The organism is Desulfosporosinus youngiae DSM 17734, assembly GCF_000244895.1.
GTDB lineage: Bacteria > Bacillota > Desulfitobacteriia > Desulfitobacteriales > Desulfitobacteriaceae > Desulfosporosinus > Desulfosporosinus youngiae.
This window is the reverse complement of record NZ_CM001441.1, coordinates 4,777,634-4,797,768: the sequence shown is the minus strand read 5'-3', so window position 1 is coordinate 4,797,768 and position 20,135 is coordinate 4,777,634. Positions and strand designations below refer to the sequence as shown.

Below are 20,135 nucleotides of genomic sequence, written 5' to 3'. Positions count from 1 at the left end.
AGATACGACTCAGAAACGGAGGATTTTGACGTGGAATGGTTGGACAAACGCGTTCTGGTGATTGGTGCAGGTTTAAGCGGCCAGGCGGCAGTACGGAAGCTTAAGGGTTTGGGGGCTGAGGTTTTTCTGACAGATAGTCAGCCGCTTGAGAAGCTTGAAGGTGTAGAGAAGCTAGGGCTTAATTCTGAACATTTGCTTTTGGATGAGGTTCCGGAATTTTCCGGGATTAATCCGGAGCTGATTATTTTGTCTCCAGGGGTTTCTCCTAAGCTTTCTTTGGTCCGGGAGGGAATTTCCCGGAATGTGACCGTGTGGAGCGAAGTGGAGTTGGCTATGCACGATTGCCCTGCGCTTTGTGTTGGGGTAACCGGTACAAATGGAAAAACAACCACCACCACGTTAATCGGTGAGTTGGCTAAGCTCACGGGCAGACCGACCGTTGTCGCCGGAAATATCGGAGTCGCTTTAAGCAGCCAAACGCATGGCTTGGAAAACAACAGTATTGTTGTTGCCGAGCTTTCTAGTTTTCAGCTGGAATTTGTGGATAAGCTTCGTGTCCATATTGGAGTTTTGCTCAACCTCACACCGGATCATTTAGACCGTCATGGCACTTTAGAAAAATACCTGGAGGCCAAAGCTCAAATTTTTAAAAATCAAGCTGCAACGGATTTAGCGATCTTAAATTGGGATGACCCTTTAGTACGTAACTTGGGATCAGAATTGAAAAGCCGGGTGATCTATTTCAGTCCGACGACCTTTTTGCAGGATGGGATCAGTCTTTGGCACGACCAGATCGTCTATGCTGAGAAGGAAAAGAGGACGATGATTCCAATCATCTCCCGGAAGGACCTCCAATTACGGGGATCACATAATCTGGAAAATGTTATGGCAGCGGCTGCCGCGGCGAGAGCATTTGGTCTTTCCTGGACGGAGATATCTGAAGCACTGGCTCAGTTTAAAGGAGTAGAACACCGTCAGGAAGTTGTGGGCTTATATAACGGGATTCTTTTCATCAATGATTCCAAAGGGACTAACACAGATGCAGCGACTAAAGCTTTATTAGCCTTCGATGAACCCCTGGTTTTGCTTGCCGGAGGTAAGAATAAAGGGTTGGATTTCCACGAATTCATGAAAGTTGCCCAAGAAAAGGTTAAGAGCTTGGTCTTAGTGGGGCAAGCGGCTGAAGAAATGGCGCAGGCTGCCCAGGATGAAGGAGTTCAGAGGATTATTAAGGTCACAACCTTCGAGGAAGGGGTAGAGAAAGCAATCTCTGAAGCGATGCCTGGAGATGTGGTTTTATTATCCCCTGCTTGTACAAGTTGGGATATGTTTAAGAATTATGAGCAAAGAGGGGAATTGTTTAAGGAGTTAGTGCGTAGGCATTATAGGGAACCCATTCAATAATAAAGGGGGATCTATATATGCGAAAATTCCATCGGCCAGATTTAGTCTTGTTGGGAGCGATCATGGCTCTATTAGGGATAGGGTTTGTTATGGTTTACAGTTCTAGTGCTGTAAGGGGGTATATACAGTACGACGACCCCTATCACTATCTTAAGATGGAGATACTCTGGGTTACGATGGGATTAGTTGCGATGTTTATAAGTATGGTTATCGATTTAAGATGGCTGCGTAAATATGCGAAACCGGCTCTGATTTTAGCAATTGTCCTTCTGATTGCGGTTAAGATTCCAGGGATCGGACGCAGAGTCAATGGCGCGGACCGTTGGATTGGGCTGGGGCCCTTATCGATTCAGCCTTCGGAAGTGATTAAACTTTCCATGGTGTTGATGATGTCTCATCTGCTGGCCCTTAATCCCCATAAGATTGAATCCTTTCGCAAAGGGGTATTGCCCATTCTTGGCTTAATGGGAGTGATAGCAGGGCTGATTATGCTCCAGCCTGATTTAGGCACAACCTTAGTGATAGCTGCTACGACATTTTTTATGTTGATTGCCGCGGGGGCCAGGGCCAGTCATATTTTGGCCTTAGGTGGGGCCGGATTAGGGCTGGTGGTAGCGGCCATTGCGGCTGCCCCTTACCGAATGAAGCGAATCTTTGCCTTTTTGGATCCCTGGGCTGACCCATTGGGAAACGGATATCAGACGATTCAGTCCCTTTTGGCACTTGGTCCGGGCGGATTATTTGGTTTAGGCTTGGGGCAGAGCCGCCAGAAGTTTTTATATTTGCCTGAAAATCATACGGACTTTATTTTTGCTATGGTTGGAGAGGAACTCGGGTTTATTGGTGCTTCTTTAGTCGTATTAACCTTCTTTCTCTTTGCCTGGCGGGGGTTCCGGGTGGCAATGAGAGCTCCGGACGCGTATACGGGCTTTCTGGCGGTTGGATTAACTGCTATGGTATCTGTTCAAGCAATGATTAATATGGGCGTTGTAAGCGGGGTTTTGCCGGTTACCGGGATCACCTTACCATTTATAAGTTATGGGGGCACGTCTCTTGTTTTTACGATGATAGGAGTGGGAGTGCTGCTGAATATTTCAAGGGAAGCAAAGTAGTAAAGCGAGGCGCGATGTTCGAAGTTCGAAGTTCGAGTGCCGGTGCGATTCCGGGCCCTGATACTGTGGAAGGGTCATGATTGGAGGAAGGTGTATTATTGGTGCGTGTAATTTTAACCGGTGGCGGAACAGGTGGGCATATCTATCCGGCGTTAGCCATTGCCAAAGGGTTATTGGCGCGTGACGCTGAGACTCAAATTCTCTATGTGGGAATTCAAGATGGGATGGAAGCACGTTTGGTGCCGGAAGCGGGGATAGCTTTTAGGGGTATTTCCGGACAGGGACTGCCCCGTAGATTGAGCTTAGATACGTTGAAAGTCATTGGAAAAAGTTTTAAAGCTCTGTGGGAAACAAAGACTATTTTACGTGAATTCCATCCGGATCTTGTCGTAGGAACCGGGGGATATGTGTCTGGTCCAGTTGTATTGACGGCTTCCCTTTTTAATATACCGACATTACTTCATGAGCAAAATGCTTTACCTGGGATTACGAATAAGATTTTGGCAAGGGTTGTGCGCCGGGTAATGGTGACGTTTCCTGAAAGTATCGCGCACTTTGGTGTTAAGAATAAGTTAGAACTAGTGGGGCTTCCTGTTCGCCAGGAGATTGGTCAATGTTCTCGTGAAGTTGGGGCAAAGCGCTTTGGATTAAGGCCCGACCGTTTGACCTTGCTGGTCACAGGTGGGAGCCGGGGGGCTCGCACGTTAAATCAAGCCATGATTAATGTCTTAGAGCATCTTGCCCAGTATCCGGATATTCAAGTGATTTGGGCGACTGGAACGGCGACTTATTCGGAAACCATCGAGGAATTTGAAAAGAGAGGGATTTCTTGGGAACGTCCTCAGTGGCGTGTTTTAGAGTATTTGAAGGATATGCCGGAAGCGTTGGCCTGCACAGACTTATACATCGGCAGGGCAGGGGCAACTTCCCTGGCCGAATTGATGGTTGCAGGGATTCCCAGCGTTTTGATTCCCTATCCTTTTGCAGCGGAGAATCATCAAGAACATAATGCTCAGGCCTTAGTTCAAGCTGGCGCGGCTCAAATCATTTTGGACAAGGAATGTGATGGGGAACGATTGTGGAACGAAGTTGACAGGCTTATATCCCAACCGCCCCTTCTGACCAAAATGGGAGCCGCTGCCCGGACCTTGGCTCAGCCTCAAGCTTTAAATAAAATTTTGGATCTATGTTTAAAAACTGCCTGGCGATAATCGAGGCACGAGGTTCGATGTTCGAATTTAAACTAGAACTAAAAATCCAAAATCGGACATCGAGCATCGCACTTCGAGCCTCGATTTTGTTCACACCTTTTTGCTCCAATGCATAGCATATGGCAGGAAGAAAGGAAAGGAGTGAGCATGGTGTGGCCAAGGCGAAAAATACAACTGGTTGCTTCTTCTGCGGCTCCGGGAATTGCTGGAGTTCGGGCTGTGTTGAAAGGGATCCAGCTTGAATTTTCTGAGATCGAGCCGACGACTGAGAGGTTAAGCTCAGAATTTACGGAACGCTGGATGGAAAAACCATTTGCGGATCTAATATCTGAGTCTGAGGAGTTAAGCCCTGTAACTGAATTGGTATATTGGCCTGAGAGTCAGGCAGATGAGTTTTGGCGAGAAAAGGCAGTTGCGCAGGGGATTAGTCAGCAATCCGTTCAATCATTGCTACATAATATTTTGGAGGATGAATTAATTATATGGGTTACTGAACCCGCAGTTATTATTAATGAACGCCCCTTGTTAGGGCATATCTTAAATGAGGCGGGGTTCGAACCGTCGATACTCTGGCCGACCGCCGAAGGAAGATGGCATTGTGAGCGAAAGCAAGGCTTGCATTGGCTAATGCCGGAGTCCTGGTTAGAAGGGCTTATGGAGAAAGGTTCCTTGGGAAGAGACGTTATAGGGGATCATGAGATTACAAAAGCGTCTTGGGCGGTCCGGGAAAATCGGATTGATTTTTACCGTTCGCAAGATGATTATAAATTTGTAGGTCATTTACCGCGTTGGCCTGAATCGAATGAAGAACAAATGGCGGCCCAATGTATAGCTAAGTGTATAGATTTAGGAGTTTCGTGGCTGGACATAAGGCTGGCTCTTAGCTCTATTTGGGAGAACATAAAAATGGCAGATAACTTGAGGTGGAATTTTGATGATATTGGATGGAATGCCGGGGCGTGTGGAGAAGAACTATCCGCTTCAGCTCCTGAGCACGTGGAGAATTGGTGGGCCCGCTGAAGCTGTATACTGGCCAGAAACTGTGGAGGATTTATCGAGTGTATGGCGGCGTGCCCAAGAGGCGGAAATCCCGGTTCGCCTAATTGGACGGGGATCCAATGTACTTTTCCCGGATGAAGGGCTTCCCGGTATAACGTTAGTGACAACATCATTACGTGGAATCAGCTGGGGTGATCATGAAGTCCGGGTTGAAGCAGGGTATACCTTGGCCCGCTTAGCTCAAGAAGCAGGTGAACGAGGGTGGAGCGGGCTGGAGTTTGCACGAGGTATTCCGGGATCCGTTGGCGGTGCAATCATGATGAATGCAGGTGCCCATGGCGATGAAATGGCCTCATGTATTCTCAGTATTACTGCACTATGGGCGGACGGGAGTATTAAAAAATTAGAACGGACGGATTTCGAATTTGCCTATAGGTTCTGTTCTTTGCGCGGTCAAGCGTGGGTCCTGGAAGCTCAGCTTAAATTTTCGCCGGGAGAACGCGACCGGATTTTACAGGCCATGAAAGAGAACCTGACCAAAAGGACGGCTAATCAACCGCTTGAGGAGCCGAATGCAGGGAGTGTTTTTCGTAATCCCCCCGGAGATTCTGCGGGGAGATTAATCGAGGCCGCCGGCTGGAAAGGCAAATGTATTGGCGGAGCCAAAGTTTCAGAGAAACATGCTAATTTTATCGTGAATACGGGTAAGGCCATGTCAAAAGATGTGCTGGCCTTGATAGAGGCTATTGTACTCGATGTTCAACTGAAATATGGTATTACATTGCAAACTGAGGTAGAGAGTATCTTGACTGGAAATCGTGGGGTCAAAGCAAAAGAAGATATAGAAGAGCATAAAAGTATAAGGTAAAAGCTCCCGCTTGAAAAAGCAGGAGTCTTACTGACACACGAATGGGGGAGAAGATTATGGCGATGGATCGCTATGTTATTACCGGAAAACAGCGGTTAGAAGGAAGTATTCGGGTAAGTGGGGCGAAGAATTCTTCCCTTCCGTTGCTTGCAGCAACGTTACTGGCTGAAGGGACATCTAACTTGCTGGAAATTCCGGCCTTAGCGGATATCACGCATATGATTGAGGTGCTTGAAACTCTTGGCTGCAAGGTTGCGCGCCAAAATGAGGGAATGCTTGTCAATGCCGGAGGGTTAGTATCTTGTGAGGTTGATGAAGCATTAATGCGGCAAATGCGAGCTTCTAATCTTATTTTAGGCCCTTTGCTTGCCCGATATGGACGAGTAAAAATCTCCCGCCCGGGTGGGTGTGCTATAGGTTCGCGTCCGATGGATCAGCACATAAAGGGATTGCAGCTACTCGGCGTAAAAGTTAATGAGAAGCATGGCTATATTGAGGCTAAGGCGGATCAGCTCAGGGGGGGAGATGTCTATTTAGACATGCCGAGCGTAGGAGCCACTGAAAATATTATGATGGCTGCTGTTTTAGCCAAAGGGACTACAGTGATTCGAAATGCAGCCCGCGAGCCGGAAATCGTGGATCTGCAAAACTTCCTGAACAAAATGGGGGCAAAAGTGCGCGGAGCAGGAATGGATGTCATAAGAATCGATGGGGTAGATGCACTCCATCCTGCGGAACATACTGTCATTCCGGATCGTATTGAAGCAGGTACGCACATGATTGCCGCGGTCATGACGAAAGGAGATGTCGTCATCGAGAATGTTGTCCCAGAGCATTTGGAACCTGTTATTGCGAAGTTGAGGCAGGCGGGAGCAGCTATAACTCTCTTTGATGATTCAATTCGCGTGCAGCAGCAGGGCGGAATCCGAGGAATAGACCTTAAGACAATGCCCTACCCAGGATTTCCGACGGATATGCAGCCTCAGTTCATGGCTATGCTTTCCAGCGCTGAAGGAACTAGTATAATAACTGAAACAATCTTTGAAAACCGGTTTCAGCATGTCGATGAGCTGCGCCGTATGGGAGCACAAATTACAGTTGAAGGAAGAACCGCGGTAATTCGAGGGGTGGAAACACTTGAAGGAGCTTTCGTGGAAGCAACAGATCTTCGGGCAGGGGCGGCGCTCTTCCTGTCAGCTTTAGCTGCAGAAGAAGCGACTGTGCTTGAAAAGGTCGATTATATTGATCGTGGTTATGAACGACTAGAAGAAAAGTACTCTTGTTTAGGAGCCAAACTCCTTCGTGTTTCAAAGAAGGGCTAAGAATAAGAATTATTAATCCTAACAAAAATTTATTATTAAATATGCAAAAAGGCATGTACAGAATAGGACTGTATTCGTTATACTTGGGAGAAGGAGGAAAGTGCCAAAATGGAACCCAAGAAAATGAATACGTCCTTTTTTTATGTCGTGGTCTTGACGATTCTGCTGTCACTGGGGTTGGCGCTCTTTTTGCGCTCTAGTGCTTTTGCCATTCAAAAGGTTACAGTGCAGGGGCTTAGTCTAATCTCAGAGAACGAGATCCTAAAATTATCCGACGGAATTCAAGGACAAAACTTATTGCTCTTCGACCAAAAGGCTCTTGAATATAAGATTTCTTTACATCCCCTGCTGCAAAGCGTTCAATTCCAGAGAAAGCTCCCTCAAACACTTGTGATCCAGGTGAAGGAACGAACTCCGGCTGCCTTGGTGGTAGTTCCGAAAGGTGTCTTAGAAGTGGATGCCGAAGGAACGTTTTTACGACGTTTGGAGAGTTGGCCGAATGAAGATTATCCCGTGATTAGTGGAATCGAACTTCCGGACACAATAGGGCCGGGACAAAATCTTGCCAATCCGCTCCTTATGGCAGCACTGCGTATGCTTGGTCAAGCTCCTCCCGAATTGGTTGCTCAGATCGGAGAAGTTCACGTAAATGATGTTGAACAGATAACCCTATTTCTAACGAGTGGTGTGGAAGTTCGATTAGGACAGGCTAATGATTGGATAAATAAATTAAAGGCTCTTTATCAGCTGATAAACGATGCCGGGTATACATCCATTCAACAAGGGGTACGATATATTGATTTCACGGCGGCGAAACCTGTCATTGGCCGCTAAGTCAGGAGGATTTTGGATATGTGGTTACCATTATTAGGCTTGGTATTGGGATTGGCGATTGGGTATGTCAGCCCATTTTCAGTCCCGATTGAATATGCGAAATACTTATCGGTTGGAATCCTCGCGGCCTTAGACTCCGTCTTGGGGGGGATACGTTCTGCGCAAGAGGACCATTTCGACAGTACGGTGTTTTTGACTGGTTTTTTTAGTAATATGCTCCTAGCGGCCTTATTGGCTTACGTCGGAGACCGAATTGGTGTTGATCTATATCTGGCAGCGGTGGTTGCTTTTGGTGTGCGTATATTCCAAAACTTAGGTACTATACGGCGGCATTTAATTAAAAAGTAAGATTAAATCCAACCGGGTACAGTTTTTATCAATGGTCATTTTTTTGTTTGAGATTGGTATTATTTTGCTGAAATTTTTTATCCTAAAAAAAAGGGTTACGGCATAAGGATATAGAATTTGTAATGTCGTGTACATTAAGTTAGCTTTTTATACTACCGGAAGTATAAACTTGGGTCATATACTTTCGGGCAGGTTCTTTCTCGACGTCACGACACCGATGTCATCTAGCGGTGTCTAATCTTGAACATTTATGCTTGAGGCATGGTTTTCTCTACATGTTTATTAGCATGTCTCAACACACTGGGCTATCACATCGACGAATGTCAATTTCTATGTATTGCTAATGTTTGTACTCTAAAGAGTGAGGTTTTACACATAGGGCGTTTTGACTGGATAAGTGTTCAACTAAAGATGAATGGCAGCTAACCTATTTTAAAAAAGTGGTAGTACAGGTAAGAAGAGCGAGGGGGTTAAATCCTAAATGCTGGAATTTGATACAGACATAAACCAATTTGCAATGATTAAGGTTATTGGTGTTGGCGGTGGCGGAAACAATGCGGTAAACCGAATGATTACTGCCGGTTTACAAGGGGTGGATTTCGTTACTGTAAATACGGACTCTCAAACGTTACAGTTCTCTCGGGCGAGTGAAAAGATCCAAATAGGGATTAAGCTAACCAAAGGGCTTGGTGCAGGTGCAAATCCGGATATTGGTGCTAAAGCAGCGGAAGAAAGCCGTGAGGAACTGGCTAAAGCTTTAAAGGGGTCAGATATGGTCTTCGTTACTGCCGGGATGGGGGGCGGAACTGGTACTGGGGCGGCACCAATTGTTGCAGAAGTCGCTAAAGAAATGGGAGCATTAACGGTAGGAGTAGTTACTCGTCCGTTTACCTTTGAAGGGCGTAAACGGGCTATGCAGGCAGAAAAAGGGATTGCTGAATTAAAGAGTAAAGTGGATACGCTCATCACAATTCCAAACGATCGTTTGTTGCAGGTAGTGGACAAGCATACGACAATCCATGAGGCTTTTCGTGTTGCAGATGATGTACTGAGACAAGGGGTACAAGGCATCTCAGATTTAATTGCAGTTCCTGGTTTAATAAATTTAGACTTCGCTGATGTAAAAACGATTATGTCCAATACCGGCTCTGCCTTAATGGGCATTGGTCAGGCAGATGGAGAAAACCGTGCCGCAGATGCGGCCAGAAAAGCAATTTCCAGTCCATTGCTGGAAACCTCGATTGAAGGAGCCAAAGGAGTCTTGCTCAATATCACTGGGGGAACTAATTTAACCCTCTTTGAAGTGAACGAGGCAGCGGGAATTATTGCTGAAGCGGCAGATCCTGAGGCGAATATTATTTTTGGCGCGGTCATCGACGAAGATCTAAAGGATGAAATTAGAGTTACAGTTATTGCTACCGGATTTGATCAGCAGTGGGCTGGCTTTGGAACCCCGCCTGGAAAGGTACAGGAGAATATTATCAAGCCGGTCACTAAAGAAGTTGATGTTGATATCCCAGAGTTTCTTAGACGCAGACGTTAAGAGAAAAGCAACGTAATATAAGCGAGATGCAATTATTCTGAAATACGCGTTACATTTTCACTAAACTATAACGCACTTGATAATTGCACCTCGCTTTCATGTTGGGAGGACGAGTATCAACCTCTCAAGGGGGTGAGAATATGGACGAAAAACTGATGGAAGTGCTTAACAAAATCCTTGAGAGTCAAACAATAATGACAAAACGCTTAGATGCCGTAGAGACGCTGAAGGAAGACCTAAAGAAGAACACCATGGAATTGGGCACGTTGAGAGAAGATCTGAAGAACAATACCATGGAGCTGCATAATCATGGTTTGACACTTGAAGCAGTACAAACAAATATCAAAATTATTGTTGAAGTACAACAAAATTTTATGGTACAAAGTGAGCGGCGGTATGAAGAAATCAATAAGCATATTGACGATAAAACTAACCTTTTAGAGAGCATCTTAAAGCGTGTCTCAGCAGATCTTGAAGATTTAAAAGAGGACAAGAGGTCCACTGACGAAATACTTGGACGACATGAAGTGGCTATTAGGAGCCTTCGACGGAGGTATGTCTAAAGTCTCTGAGAGCAGCCGAAATGGGTCTTGGGTTTCAGGATAATTCAAAAATTGGATATCGTTTAACTGCAATAAAGCGGGCAGATCCATATTCGAAGGATCTGCCCGCTTTTATTCCCATACAAGACCTCGAATGATTTCATGTAAATGGGCTGATGTTTTGCGTTCTACAAAACAATCTTACGCATAAGCTTGAGTATCTTGTCGAGCTATATCCTTACTGGATATAAATCTACATCAATTTCCTAAAATATCCATTTATATCCCTCGGAAAACGACAGGTTTTACTTCATTAGTCAGCTATAATTTTTAGAGAAGCGTATAGAAAGGGTGCACCAGATGGGCGCTGCAGAAACTTATCTCGATCTGGTTATTCTCATTAATGGGGGAATGGACACTCTTCTGCTTATCCTTCTCGGTCGACTTCTTCACCTCCCGATCCGCCCAAACCGAATCTTGATCGCAGCTTTGCTTGGTGAAATCCCAGTCGTTTTAGCCTGTTATTCTGCTCCGCCATGGGCTATTTCATGTAAATGGATTATTCCTTTTCTTATGGTCGCAGTCGCTTTTCCAACCCTGAGAACAGGCAACCTAATTAAGGCATTCCTTGGTTTTGGGATCCTTTCGGCGGGATTAGGCGGATTTATGTATGCAGTATGGGGGTGGGCACAATTCGATAGCGGATTAAGTGGAGAACCATTAACCTTGGTAATAAACAATGTCTGGGTTCTTCCGTTAGGAGCAGCGCTATGGTGGTTAATACAGCGTCTTTGGCAACGATGGCAGGAAATGAAGTCGGTCCTGAAACGAACTATCTATGATTTAGAAATCAACTTTGGTGGTGAAGAACGTGGGGTTGTTCACATTAAAGCGTTAATGGATACTGGAAATCATTTGCGAGATCCCTTAACGGGATTCCCGGTTATTCTTCTGGAACAGGAGGTGGCCGCAAGTGCAATGCCGGAAAGTATTCGTGCATTCCTGGATATCCCTTGGAAGGATTACGCAGACCCTTGGCCATTATTGTGGAAGGTTAATCCTGATTTGGTAAAACACATTGTTTTTATCCCCTTTCAATCAATCGATACTCAAAGCTGGCTTCTTGGGATAAGACCTGAGCGAGTGATGTATTTCAGCAGTAAAGGGTCACAGCAAATCCGTGCTACGGTGGCACTTGTCAAGCAAGTGTTAAGTTCAGAGGGTGAATACCAAGCGTTACTACACCCAGAACATGTGCAGAAAGGTGGAGATGGATAAATGAAGTGGTGGAGTAATGCTCAAGGTAAGGTCAGACGCTTGTGGGTTATTTTTGTTCAAAAAATCTTTGGAGTTAGTGGAATTTATTATGTTGGAAGCAGTGAAGCTTTACCGCCGCCACTTAACTCGGATGAAGAAGGAGTTCTTTTAGAACGCTTAGAAATGGGAGACAGTTCAATAAGGGATATTTTGATTGAACGTAATCTCCGGCTTGTAGTCTATATAGCACGAAAATTCGAGAATACAGGGATCGGGATTGAAGACCTAGTTTCCATAGGTACTATTGGATTAATTAAAGCGGTTAATACCTTTGATCCTCAGAAGAAAATTAAGTTGGCAACCTATGCTTCGCGATGCATTGAAAATGAAATTTTGATGTATCTTAGACGCAATAACAAAACTCGCTCAGAAGTTTCCTTTGATGAACCGTTAAATATTGATTGGGATGGGAATGAATTACTTTTATCAGATGTTTTGGGCACGGAGAATGATATTATCTCAAAGCCCATAGAGGAACAGGTAGATCGGCAACTGTTGCATTTGGCTATGGGAAGGCTCACGAATCGAGAAAAGATTATCATGGAATTGAGGTTTGGTTTGGACGATGGGGTAGAGAAGACTCAAAAAGAAGTCGCCGATCGGCTAGGGATCTCACAGTCCTATATCTCTCGGCTCGAAAAGCGAATTATTCGCAGATTACGCAAAGAATTTTGTCGATTGGAATAACCTAAACTATCTTAGGGCATACTTCCCAACAGAATTGGCTGGGGAGGTGCTCGTAGTTTGGCATTGAATAAAGTTGAGATTTGTGGAGTGAACACCTCAAAGTTGCCTGTGTTGTCCAGCGCGAAAATGAAAGAGTTGTTTGTAATCTATCAAGCTGGAAACCGCAGTGCCCGAGATAAACTAATCCATGGGAATCTCCGCCTTGTTCTTAGCGTGATCCAACGGTTTACGAATCGTGGAGAGTATGTGGATGACCTTTTTCAGGTTGGCTGTATCGGGTTAATGAAAGCTATTGACAATTTTGATCTCGGACAGAATGTCAAATTCTCTACTTATGCTGTCCCTATGATTATTGGGGAAATTCGTCGTTATTTAAGAGATAATAATCCGATTCGGGTGAGTAGGTCCCTGCGAGATATTGCTTATAAAGCACTACAGGTGCGGGATCAGTTGGTAAGTGAACGTTCATGTGAACCAACCGTTGCAGAAATAGCCAACAAATTATCTCTGCCGCGAGAAGACGTTGTTTTTGCCTTAGATGCTATTCAGGAGCCGATTTCTTTATTTGAGCCCATTTATCACGATGGTGGGGATCCTATCTTTGTCATGGATCAAATAGGAGATGATAAACAGACTGATACCGGCTGGGTTGAAGGGCTCGCCGTTCGTGAAGCCTTGCGCCGCTTAAGCGAACGGGAAAAACTTATCCTATCTCTGCGCTTTTTTCAGGGAAAAACTCAGATGGAAGTGGCGGATGAGATCGGAATATCTCAGGCTCAGGTTTCCCGCCTTGAGAAGGCAGCTATGCAACACATGCGTAAGTACGTGTAATGCGATGCGCCAGGCACGAGGTTCGAAATTCGATTGCGGGATTAGTATCCCATCCATGGCCTTCGCCCTAAAGATTAGGCTGCTAATGTGAAAGATGAACCTTGTGCACGGAGCATTGAACTTCGAAATATATGTGGACTGTAGGCTATTTAGAGACCCTCCCTCATATTATGATATATGAAGTACGATGCATGAAAAGTGCATCGTCAGACTTATCTCGGGGCTGAGGCTTGATATTCGAACCTCGAACATCGAACATCGAGCTTCGAACCTCGCTAAAGGGGGGGGCTGGCAATGCGGGTCTCAGATTTAAGATTATTAGATATTGTGAACGTTAAAGATGGGCGCAGGTTAGGTCCGATTAAAGACCTGGATTTAGATCTGGAAAGGGGTGTCGTCAAAGGTATCATTGTGCCTGGACCCTCGCGGAGTTGGGGGCTTTTCGGGAGCGGAAAGACGGAAGACTTTTTTGTTCCATGGGATCATGTCAAAAAAATAGGAGTTGATGTCATCTTGGTGGATGTCAATGATTTGCCTGAATTCAATACAGAAAATGACGATCGTCGATAATTGTGCATCGGAAAAAACTTAACATGGAAGCATAAACCTTTGGTTGCTTAGCAAAGGCTTATGCTTATTTGTTTAGGCTGATGTAAGTACGATCTGACTAGGACCTTTAGAGGTTTGTCCTTAAGGTTATTAGATGATATATTAAATATAAACCGAAGGAGTTTGACGGATGAGCTGGAAGTGGCACAATAGTGGAAGTTTAACTTACTTAACTATTCCCAAATGGCAAGATGCAGGGATTGACCTAGGGTTTTCTACTCGGGTTGGTGGAGTCGGTCTGGTTCCCTATGATACGTTGAATTTAGGACTTCATGTTGGAGATGACTCTAAGTTCGTTATAGAGAATCGTAAACGTTGGTTTGATCAATGGGGAGTTCCTTGGACTAGGGTTACAGTGGGTGAGCAAGTCCATGGTACGGATGTAATATGGGTCAAGGAGAATGACGGGGGACGGGGAGCGAATGAAATGGAGACGGCAATCCCCGCCGTTGATGGCTTAATAACACAAACTACTATAGGGCTAATGGCATTTTTTGCAGATTGCGTTCCTCTCTTTTTTTACTACCCGGATCTTGAAGCAGTAGGCATTGTGCATGCTGGCTGGAAGGGAACTGTCAATAAAATTGGCCTGAAGGCTATGGAAGGATTTGAAAAAGCCGGGGGACGTACAGAAAATGCATGGGTTGCCATCGGACCAAGTATAGGTCCATGCTGTTATTCTATAGATGAACGGGTAGCTGAATGGTTTCGCTCTAATTTTAATAAAACGCCCTTTCTTCGTTCGCAGGGAGAAGGACACTACTTACTTGATCTATGGGAAGCTAATCGATCAATATTCCTGGAAAAAGGGATTCGTCCGGAAAATATAGATATCGCTGAAATTTGCACCGCAGATAATCCTGAGTGGTTCTTCTCTCATCGCCGGGATGGTGCTCGGACAGGACGGATGGCAGGTTGGATCAGAATGCGAAGCACGAGGTGCGATGCTCGGGGCACGAAAGGTACGGGAGATACGGAATAATAGAACTTCCGTGGAGCCTGATTTGAGAGGTGTACCGAGACAGAGCGGATAAAGAATCGATGTATGAAGAACGAGGGGAACGGGAAGAACGAAATTCGAGCATCGTGCTTCGGACTTCGAACCTCGATGAAGGGGATGGGACAGGTGGCGGCAATCTTAGTGGTTGATGATGAGGAACCGATTCTTGAGCTCCTCAAATTCAATTTAGAAAAGGAAGGGTATGGAGTTTTTCTGGCAAAGGATGGACAGGAAGCTTTGGATTGTGTTGAGAAGGAACAACCTGATCTTGTGGTGTTGGATCTTATGCTGCCGGGAATGGACGGCTTAGAGGTCTGCCGAAGAATTCGCTTAATTCCAAGATACCAACAATTACCGATTATTATGTTAACCGCCAAAGGTGAAGTTATTGATAAGGTTTTAGGACTCGAACTCGGAGCCGATGATTATATGACCAAACCGTTTAGTCCTCGAGAATTGTTAGCTCGGATCAAAGCACGTCTGCGCCGGATGAATTTGTCCGAGGAAACGGATTCTCAAGTCGTTCGAGGAGAATTGCGAATTGATATAAAGGGGTTTCGTGTTTATGTCCGGGGTGAGGAGACTGAGTTGACGCCCAAAGAGTTTGAACTGCTGCGTGTTTTGCTGGAACAACCTGGCAGAGTTTATTCCCGAGATGATTTGCTGGAACGAATTTGGGGCTATGAATATGACGGGGATACCCGCACAGTTGATGTTCATGTGCGTCATTTGCGTCTGAAGATCGAAAAGGATCCCTCAAATCCTGAGTACATTGAGACATTACGCGGAATAGGCTACCGCTTCAAAGGATAAAAAGATGAGTATAAAATGGAGAATAACTGGTCTATTTTTAGGTATGACAGGGCTTTCTCTATTGCTTTTTTGGATAGGAGAAAGTGCGAGGCTGGCATCTGGAGGACAACGAACTGAAATAGGGGTCATTATTCTTGCCCTGCTTCTACCTGCTGGAGTTGTCTATTTCTTCACCAGCCAATTAACCCGGCGAATGGAGAAGCTACACTTTGCTACCCAGCGAATTGCCCGTGGAGACTTTGGACAAATTGATCTATCAGATTCCACAGATGAACTAGGACAATTTACAGTGGAGCTTAACAGCCTTTCCCGCCATGTCGAAAGAATTGTTCAGAATGGAACCCAGCAAGCTCACAAGATGGAAGCAATTCTAGCGGGGATGCAAGAGGGTGTTGTGGCGGTAGATCATGTGGGGCGGGTCGTCTTAGTAAATGCTGCGGCGGAAAGAATTTTTGCAAGAGAAGGCACGGTTAGAGAATTAGGATATCTGTTAGAGCTGACCTATGATTCGGAATTGGAACAGCTAACCCGTAAGGTGCTTTCCGGGCAACCTTCAGCAATGAAAGAATTGCAGATCGCCCAAAGAACTGTGCAAAGCAAGATTAATCCCATATTAACCGAGCAGGGGCAATCAAGAGGTGCAGTTATAGTTTTTCATGATGTGACAGATTTACGCCGGCTCGAAAAAATGCGAACCGACTTTGTCGCCAATGTTTCTCATGAATTGAGAACCCCATTGACTTCTATTAAAGGGTTCGTAGAAACACTCCTTGATGGGGCCGCAGATGACCCATCCTTACGGGACCGATTTTTAAAAATAATCCAGGCAGAAACTTTGCGTTTACAGCGTCTCATTGAGGATCTGCTGACTCTGGCTCATATTGAAGGGCAAGGAAATCGCTCGGAAGTGAGACTCAGCAATGTGTCTTACGTACAACAAGCGTATAATAAAATTAAACCAGTCATTCAAAGTGTCGCTCAGGCTAAAGGAATTCAGGTGGAAGTTGATCTTCCCGATAACCTGCCGCCGCTCTTTATAAGTGAGGATTTATTGAGCCAACTTCTGCTCAATCTCTTAGAAAATGCAGTTAAATATACAGCTTCAGGTCGTGTCTGGCTGCATGTACAAACTGCGCCAAACCATCTTTGCTTGGAATTTGGAGACACGGGTTGCGGCATACCGGAGGATATTTTACCAAGAATCTTTGAGCGGTTCTATCGAGTGGACAGGGCACGTTCCCGGGAACAAGGCGGAACAGGGCTTGGGCTCAGTATCGTCAAACATATCGTGGAAGGCATAGGCGGAACTATTAGCGTGAATTCTGAGCTAGGGGTTGGAACTGTTTTTACATGCCATTTGCCAAGAGCTATATAGAGTTCGATGTGTAGTTGCGAATGTTGAAGATTGATTATCCGATATCTAATTCGCCGGAGGGATAATATGGAGGGGAAAAGGAGAAAACCCAATCATTGGTTTTGGGGTATTTTGTTCATTGTTATGGTTGGAGGAGTCGTATGGTGTTACCGTTCAACATTTATCTCGGGGACAATAAAATTTGCTGCAGCTCAAACCGGAACCATTAACCATGAACGCAGAGCAGCGGCAACATTTGCTAATCAAGAATCAATTGTACTTGCACCGTTTGCAGGGAAGGTGCAATACATAGGAGAAGATGGTCAGAGGATAAGACGCGGAGAGCCGGTGGCTACGGTTCTACCGGAAGGGGCGGCTCCCGGAACAAAAGAATATGCCCAGAACATGACCATAACGGCGGCTATGGGTGGGCTGTTTTTTCGCCAAAGTGATGGTTTAGAATCCATTTTGACGGGCCAAAACTTGATCACGATGGATCTTAATAAATTATTAACTCAGCCGGCCACTGTTAAAATGGGTGTAGAAACAGTACAAGCAGGGGAAGTTATCGGTAAAATAGTGAATAATCTCATTCCTACCGTAGCCTTTCTTGAACTGCCAGATATTGATGGACTTACTGATGGCAAATCCATACGTCTGACGGTTGGAACTCAGACGGTCAGTGCGAAAATATTACGAAGATCAGACCAACCTAAGGGAGTTATCGTACAATTTCCTCACTATATCGATGGGACAGGGCTTCAAAGACGCCAAGAAGTGAGCTGGATTTACCGTTCGCCGACAAATGGAGTTCTTATTCCAAAAACTGCCCTTTGGACAAAGGGGGAGGAACTGGGAGCGTTTGTCTGGAGTGAGGGGGTTGTGCAGTTTCGCAAGGTGAAAGTTCTTGACGAAGATGATGAATGGGCCTGCATTGAAAATCTGCCGAGCGGTATCCCCGTGGTAACAACTCCCCGTGATGGACTAGAGGGATTAGCAGCCAAAGTAAAAAATATCTAGACAGGGCTTTAGTTAGCAGGAAACACATGGAATGGCGTAGAATTTATTTTATTGTAAAGGGAGATATTCTAATGCTGGCAAAAACGGGCGTTGAGCAACGCTTAATTGAGGTTCGTCAGAGGATAGCCCAAGCTGCAGCTCGAAGTAAAAGAGACCCGAGGGCTATCCGATTGTTGGCTGTATCTAAGACCCAACCAGTTAGGAGTATAGAAGAGGCTTATCAGGCAGGACAACGAACCTTCGCAGAAAATCGTGTTCAAGAATGGCTGGAGAAAGCGCCTGATCTTCCCAAGGATTGTCAATGGCATCTGGTGGGCAGGCTTCAAACTAATAAGGTTAAGTATTTAGATCAAAACGTTGCAATGATTCATTCTTTGGATAGACTTTCCTTGTTGGAAACACTTAACGAGCAAGGAGAACGACGGGGGATTGTCTGGACGACATTAGTTCAGGTTAATATTGCCCGAGACCCTGCCAAGGCAGGACTTATGCCAGAGGAAGTTCCAGATTTCTTAAATTCAGTTAGGGATTGTCCTCATGTCCGGGTTCAAGGGGTTATGACTATCGGCGCTTTAGAAGCCAGTTTATCGGAAACTCAAGGTTATTTTCGACAGCTTCGGGAATTGCGTGATACTTTGCAAGCTCGAAAATGGCCCGGAGTTGATTTGCAGGAACTTTCTATGGGAATGAGTCAAGACTTTGAATTGGCTATTGAAGAAGGGGCAACCTTTGTTCGTGTAGGTCGCCAGATTTTCGGCGAACGTAATTAGATATGTTTAAGAGGAGGAAAGATAATGGCCAAGTTATTAGATAAAGTTATTGGAATTATGGGATTTGCCGATGAGGAACCGGAAGAGGAACTTTTCGAAGAAAATGAACGTGAGAAAAATGTTCAGGAAGAGGTGCGAACTAGCCGTAAAAATGCGCCGGTTGTAAGTATACATACACAAAAGCAAATGAGAGTTGTTGTTATGGAACCAAATTCCTTTGAAGAAGCTCAGAGCATAGCTGATCAGCTTAAAAACCGTCGTCCTGTTATTGTTAATCTTGAGAATGCGGAAAAGGTGTTAGCAAAACGGATTGTTGATTTTATTAGCGGGACAACTTATGCCTTAAATGGCAACATGCAAAAGGTGGGAAACGGTATTTTCTTGTTTGTACCAACTAACGTCGACATTTCCGGAGAGATGAGAGACGAACTGAAGGACAAGGGCTTATTTTGGCCCGGTTCAAAATTAGGGAGGGATTAGTATTATCTTCGCCGTTCAAATTATTAATAAAGTGATTACCATTTTGATATACGCAATTTTTATCAGGGTAATTTTATCGTGGTTTGGCCCCAAATTATCTCCGCACAACAATAAATTAGTCAGTGTTATCTATGACATTACAGACCCGCTCATCAAGCCGTTTCAACGGTTTCAAATAGGTAATGCATCAATGGGATTGGATTTTTCTCCAATCTTTGCGATCCTTGCCCTGAATATCATTCAATGGCTTTTAAGCCAGATTTTTTATAGATGAAGCAGTCAATCGATCGAAGTATCCTAAGATTTTGGGATGAAAAAGAGGTACGTCTGGAAGCAGCGCATCTGTTGGATCAGATAAATATGGTGCTGAATGGAGGAGGTCAACAGGTTACTCCATTTTTAAGCCTTGCTATGCGTGATTGGTCTGAAGCCGTTCTGCATAAGGTACACTTAGAGCATCTGGCGGAGGGAGGGTTCCCAGAGGCAGAACGGGTTAGAATTCTTATAGGTTCCAGGGGGGAAATTCTGGCTTCTGAAGATGCTCAAATTTCTATACTATCGGTTCGGCCTAAGGATTCCCGTGCTCAACTTGCACATCCCCAGATACTGGGATCTCTCATGGGACTAGGCTTTAGAAGGGATGTTTTTGGAGATATCCAGGTTGGGAGGAGTGGCTTTTATGTTGCAACGACCTCAGAAATTGCTCCCTTTTTGTTAAACCACTGGACCCAGGCGGGACGCGAGAAAATTGAGGTTCTGCTTGCTAACGGTGAACCGGACTTGCTGCCTGATAAGGGTGAAGAGCGGCGTATTACCGTTAATTCATCACGCCTGGATGCGGTAATCGCTAATGCTTTTAAAGTATCGAGGAGTACGGCACAGGAATTGATAATTCAAGGTAAGGTCAGAAGAGGGGGCATTGTGGTGTCCAAAGCGGATACGGAAGCTCAGCCTGATGATATGATCTCTTGCCGGGGGTATGGGCGAATTAAGCTTTTGGAAAGCACTCAGACGCGCAAAGAACGAATAGCATGGCAAATCATACTTTTCCGGTCACAACGGCATTAGGAG

At 45.2% G+C, this 20,135-nt stretch carries 23 protein-coding genes; all 23 read left to right on the top strand.

All coding sequences use genetic code 11. The features are described from left to right. Positions 1 to 30: 30 nt before the first annotated feature. On the top strand, positions 31 to 1,404 hold the full coding sequence (gene murD / locus DESYODRAFT_RS22200; RefSeq protein WP_007786523.1) for a UDP-N-acetylmuramoyl-L-alanine--D-glutamate ligase: 1,374 nt from the start codon (positions 31 to 33) through the stop codon (positions 1,402 to 1,404). 17 nt (positions 1,405 to 1,421) lie between these two features. Continuing rightward, complete coding sequence (spoVE, locus tag DESYODRAFT_RS22195; RefSeq protein WP_007786522.1) at positions 1,422 to 2,516, top strand: stage V sporulation protein E; 1,095 nt, start codon at positions 1,422 to 1,424, stop codon at positions 2,514 to 2,516. A gap of 101 nt (positions 2,517 to 2,617) precedes the next feature. Beyond that, on the top strand, positions 2,618 to 3,727 hold the full coding sequence (murG, locus tag DESYODRAFT_RS22190; protein ID WP_042340000.1) for an undecaprenyldiphospho-muramoylpentapeptide beta-N-acetylglucosaminyltransferase: 1,110 nt from the start codon (positions 2,618 to 2,620) through the stop codon (positions 3,725 to 3,727). A gap of 147 nt (positions 3,728 to 3,874) precedes the next feature. Next, positions 3,875 to 4,747: a hypothetical protein gene (locus DESYODRAFT_RS22185; RefSeq protein ID WP_007786520.1), complete on the top strand. Its 873-nt coding sequence runs from the start codon at positions 3,875 to 3,877 to the stop codon at positions 4,745 to 4,747. After that, positions 4,662 to 5,594, top strand: coding sequence for a UDP-N-acetylmuramate dehydrogenase (murB, locus tag DESYODRAFT_RS22180; protein ID WP_052315278.1), 933 nt, complete (start codon positions 4,662 to 4,664; stop codon positions 5,592 to 5,594). The genes DESYODRAFT_RS22185 and murB overlap by 86 nt, the downstream gene beginning before the upstream one ends. 56 nt (positions 5,595 to 5,650) lie before the next feature. After that, entirely contained in the window at positions 5,651 to 6,916 is a 1,266-nt protein-coding gene (gene murA / locus DESYODRAFT_RS22175; RefSeq protein ID WP_007786518.1) for a UDP-N-acetylglucosamine 1-carboxyvinyltransferase, read from the top strand. A gap of 108 nt (positions 6,917 to 7,024) precedes the next feature. Further along, positions 7,025 to 7,750 (top strand): cell division protein FtsQ/DivIB, encoded by a 726-nt coding sequence (locus DESYODRAFT_RS22170; protein ID WP_007786517.1) that lies wholly within the window; start codon positions 7,025 to 7,027, stop codon positions 7,748 to 7,750. 18 nt (positions 7,751 to 7,768) lie between these two features. Beyond that, entirely contained in the window at positions 7,769 to 8,098 is a 330-nt protein-coding gene (locus DESYODRAFT_RS22165) for a small basic family protein (RefSeq protein WP_007786515.1), read from the top strand. A 481-nt stretch (positions 8,099 to 8,579) separates the two neighbouring features. After that, positions 8,580 to 9,641 carry a cell division protein FtsZ gene (gene ftsZ, locus DESYODRAFT_RS22160; protein ID WP_007786513.1) on the top strand — a complete coding sequence of 354 codons (1,062 nt, stop codon included), beginning with the start codon at positions 8,580 to 8,582 and terminating at the stop codon, positions 9,639 to 9,641. 140 nt (positions 9,642 to 9,781) lie between these two features. Further along, complete coding sequence (locus tag DESYODRAFT_RS22155) at positions 9,782 to 10,204, top strand: hypothetical protein (protein WP_007786512.1); 423 nt, start codon at positions 9,782 to 9,784, stop codon at positions 10,202 to 10,204. 339 nt (positions 10,205 to 10,543) lie between these two features. Beyond that, complete coding sequence (locus DESYODRAFT_RS22150) at positions 10,544 to 11,461, top strand: sigma-E processing peptidase SpoIIGA (RefSeq protein ID WP_007786510.1); 918 nt, start codon at positions 10,544 to 10,546, stop codon at positions 11,459 to 11,461. Continuing rightward, positions 11,462 to 12,187: an RNA polymerase sporulation sigma factor SigE gene (gene sigE, locus DESYODRAFT_RS22145; protein ID WP_007786509.1), complete on the top strand. Its 726-nt coding sequence runs from the start codon at positions 11,462 to 11,464 to the stop codon at positions 12,185 to 12,187. It begins immediately after the preceding gene. A gap of 57 nt (positions 12,188 to 12,244) precedes the next feature. Then, positions 12,245 to 13,018, top strand: coding sequence for an RNA polymerase sporulation sigma factor SigG (gene sigG, locus DESYODRAFT_RS22140; protein ID WP_007786508.1), 774 nt, complete (start codon positions 12,245 to 12,247; stop codon positions 13,016 to 13,018). 294 nt (positions 13,019 to 13,312) lie between these two features. Next, a complete protein-coding gene (locus DESYODRAFT_RS22135; protein WP_007786502.1) occupies positions 13,313 to 13,588 on the top strand; it encodes a YlmC/YmxH family sporulation protein in 276 nt (91 codons plus the stop codon). 169 nt (positions 13,589 to 13,757) lie between these two features. Beyond that, positions 13,758 to 14,609 (top strand): peptidoglycan editing factor PgeF, encoded by an 852-nt coding sequence (gene pgeF / locus DESYODRAFT_RS22130; RefSeq protein WP_007786501.1) that lies wholly within the window; start codon positions 13,758 to 13,760, stop codon positions 14,607 to 14,609. Between the two features lie 29 nt (positions 14,610 to 14,638). Next, positions 14,639 to 14,776 (top strand): hypothetical protein, encoded by a 138-nt coding sequence (locus tag DESYODRAFT_RS28450; RefSeq protein ID WP_157137232.1) that lies wholly within the window; start codon positions 14,639 to 14,641, stop codon positions 14,774 to 14,776. Next, the gene (locus DESYODRAFT_RS22125) at positions 14,754 to 15,440 is read left to right on the top strand and encodes a response regulator transcription factor (protein ID WP_042338994.1); all 687 of its coding nucleotides are present in this window, start codon (positions 14,754 to 14,756) and stop codon (positions 15,438 to 15,440) included. The genes DESYODRAFT_RS28450 and DESYODRAFT_RS22125 overlap by 23 nt, the downstream gene beginning before the upstream one ends. Positions 15,441 to 15,444: 4 nt before the next feature. Beyond that, a complete protein-coding gene (locus DESYODRAFT_RS22120; protein ID WP_007786499.1) occupies positions 15,445 to 16,815 on the top strand; it encodes a HAMP domain-containing sensor histidine kinase in 1,371 nt (456 codons plus the stop codon). A 66-nt stretch (positions 16,816 to 16,881) separates the two neighbouring features. Next, the gene (locus DESYODRAFT_RS22115) at positions 16,882 to 17,814 is read left to right on the top strand and encodes a biotin/lipoyl attachment domain-containing protein (protein WP_007786498.1); all 933 of its coding nucleotides are present in this window, start codon (positions 16,882 to 16,884) and stop codon (positions 17,812 to 17,814) included. A 71-nt stretch (positions 17,815 to 17,885) separates the two neighbouring features. Then, positions 17,886 to 18,584, top strand: a complete 699-nt coding sequence (locus tag DESYODRAFT_RS22110; protein WP_042339998.1) for a YggS family pyridoxal phosphate-dependent enzyme — start codon at positions 17,886 to 17,888, stop codon at positions 18,582 to 18,584. 24 nt (positions 18,585 to 18,608) lie between these two features. After that, positions 18,609 to 19,064 (top strand): cell division protein SepF, encoded by a 456-nt coding sequence (locus DESYODRAFT_RS22105; protein WP_007786496.1) that lies wholly within the window; start codon positions 18,609 to 18,611, stop codon positions 19,062 to 19,064. A gap of 31 nt (positions 19,065 to 19,095) precedes the next feature. Then, on the top strand, positions 19,096 to 19,338 hold the full coding sequence (locus tag DESYODRAFT_RS22100) for a YggT family protein (protein ID WP_242833504.1): 243 nt from the start codon (positions 19,096 to 19,098) through the stop codon (positions 19,336 to 19,338). Next, positions 19,335 to 20,132 carry a YlmH family RNA-binding protein gene (locus tag DESYODRAFT_RS22095; protein WP_007786495.1) on the top strand — a complete coding sequence of 266 codons (798 nt, stop codon included), beginning with the start codon at positions 19,335 to 19,337 and terminating at the stop codon, positions 20,130 to 20,132. Before DESYODRAFT_RS22100 ends, DESYODRAFT_RS22095 begins: the two co-directional genes overlap by 4 nt. Positions 20,133 to 20,135 lie beyond the last annotated feature (3 nt).

Excerpts from the sequence above, each read along its gene's own strand:
- spoVE (WP_007786522.1), top strand. The coding sequence starts at position 1,422 with ATGCGAAAATTCCATCGGCCAGATTTAGTCTTGTTGGGAGCGATCATG.
- DESYODRAFT_RS22185 (WP_007786520.1), top strand. The coding sequence starts at position 3,875 with ATGGTGTGGCCAAGGCGAAAAATACAACTGGTTGCTTCTTCTGCGGCT.
- murB (WP_052315278.1), top strand. The coding sequence starts at position 4,662 with ATGATATTGGATGGAATGCCGGGGCGTGTGGAGAAGAACTATCCGCTT.
- murA (WP_007786518.1), top strand. The coding sequence starts at position 5,651 with ATGGCGATGGATCGCTATGTTATTACCGGAAAACAGCGGTTAGAAGGA.
- DESYODRAFT_RS22170 (WP_007786517.1), top strand. The coding sequence starts at position 7,025 with ATGGAACCCAAGAAAATGAATACGTCCTTTTTTTATGTCGTGGTCTTG.
- DESYODRAFT_RS22165 (WP_007786515.1), top strand. The coding sequence starts at position 7,769 with ATGTGGTTACCATTATTAGGCTTGGTATTGGGATTGGCGATTGGGTAT.
- ftsZ (WP_007786513.1), top strand. The coding sequence starts at position 8,580 with ATGCTGGAATTTGATACAGACATAAACCAATTTGCAATGATTAAGGTT.
- DESYODRAFT_RS22155 (WP_007786512.1), top strand. The coding sequence starts at position 9,782 with ATGGACGAAAAACTGATGGAAGTGCTTAACAAAATCCTTGAGAGTCAA.
- DESYODRAFT_RS22150 (WP_007786510.1), top strand. The coding sequence starts at position 10,544 with ATGGGCGCTGCAGAAACTTATCTCGATCTGGTTATTCTCATTAATGGG.
- sigE (WP_007786509.1), top strand. The coding sequence starts at position 11,462 with ATGAAGTGGTGGAGTAATGCTCAAGGTAAGGTCAGACGCTTGTGGGTT.
- DESYODRAFT_RS22135 (WP_007786502.1), top strand. The coding sequence starts at position 13,313 with ATGCGGGTCTCAGATTTAAGATTATTAGATATTGTGAACGTTAAAGAT.
- pgeF (WP_007786501.1), top strand. The coding sequence starts at position 13,758 with ATGAGCTGGAAGTGGCACAATAGTGGAAGTTTAACTTACTTAACTATT.
- DESYODRAFT_RS22120 (WP_007786499.1), top strand. The coding sequence starts at position 15,445 with ATGAGTATAAAATGGAGAATAACTGGTCTATTTTTAGGTATGACAGGG.
- DESYODRAFT_RS22115 (WP_007786498.1), top strand. The coding sequence starts at position 16,882 with ATGGAGGGGAAAAGGAGAAAACCCAATCATTGGTTTTGGGGTATTTTG.
- DESYODRAFT_RS22110 (WP_042339998.1), top strand. The coding sequence starts at position 17,886 with ATGCTGGCAAAAACGGGCGTTGAGCAACGCTTAATTGAGGTTCGTCAG.
- DESYODRAFT_RS22105 (WP_007786496.1), top strand. The coding sequence starts at position 18,609 with ATGGCCAAGTTATTAGATAAAGTTATTGGAATTATGGGATTTGCCGAT.
- DESYODRAFT_RS22095 (WP_007786495.1), top strand. The coding sequence starts at position 19,335 with ATGAAGCAGTCAATCGATCGAAGTATCCTAAGATTTTGGGATGAAAAA.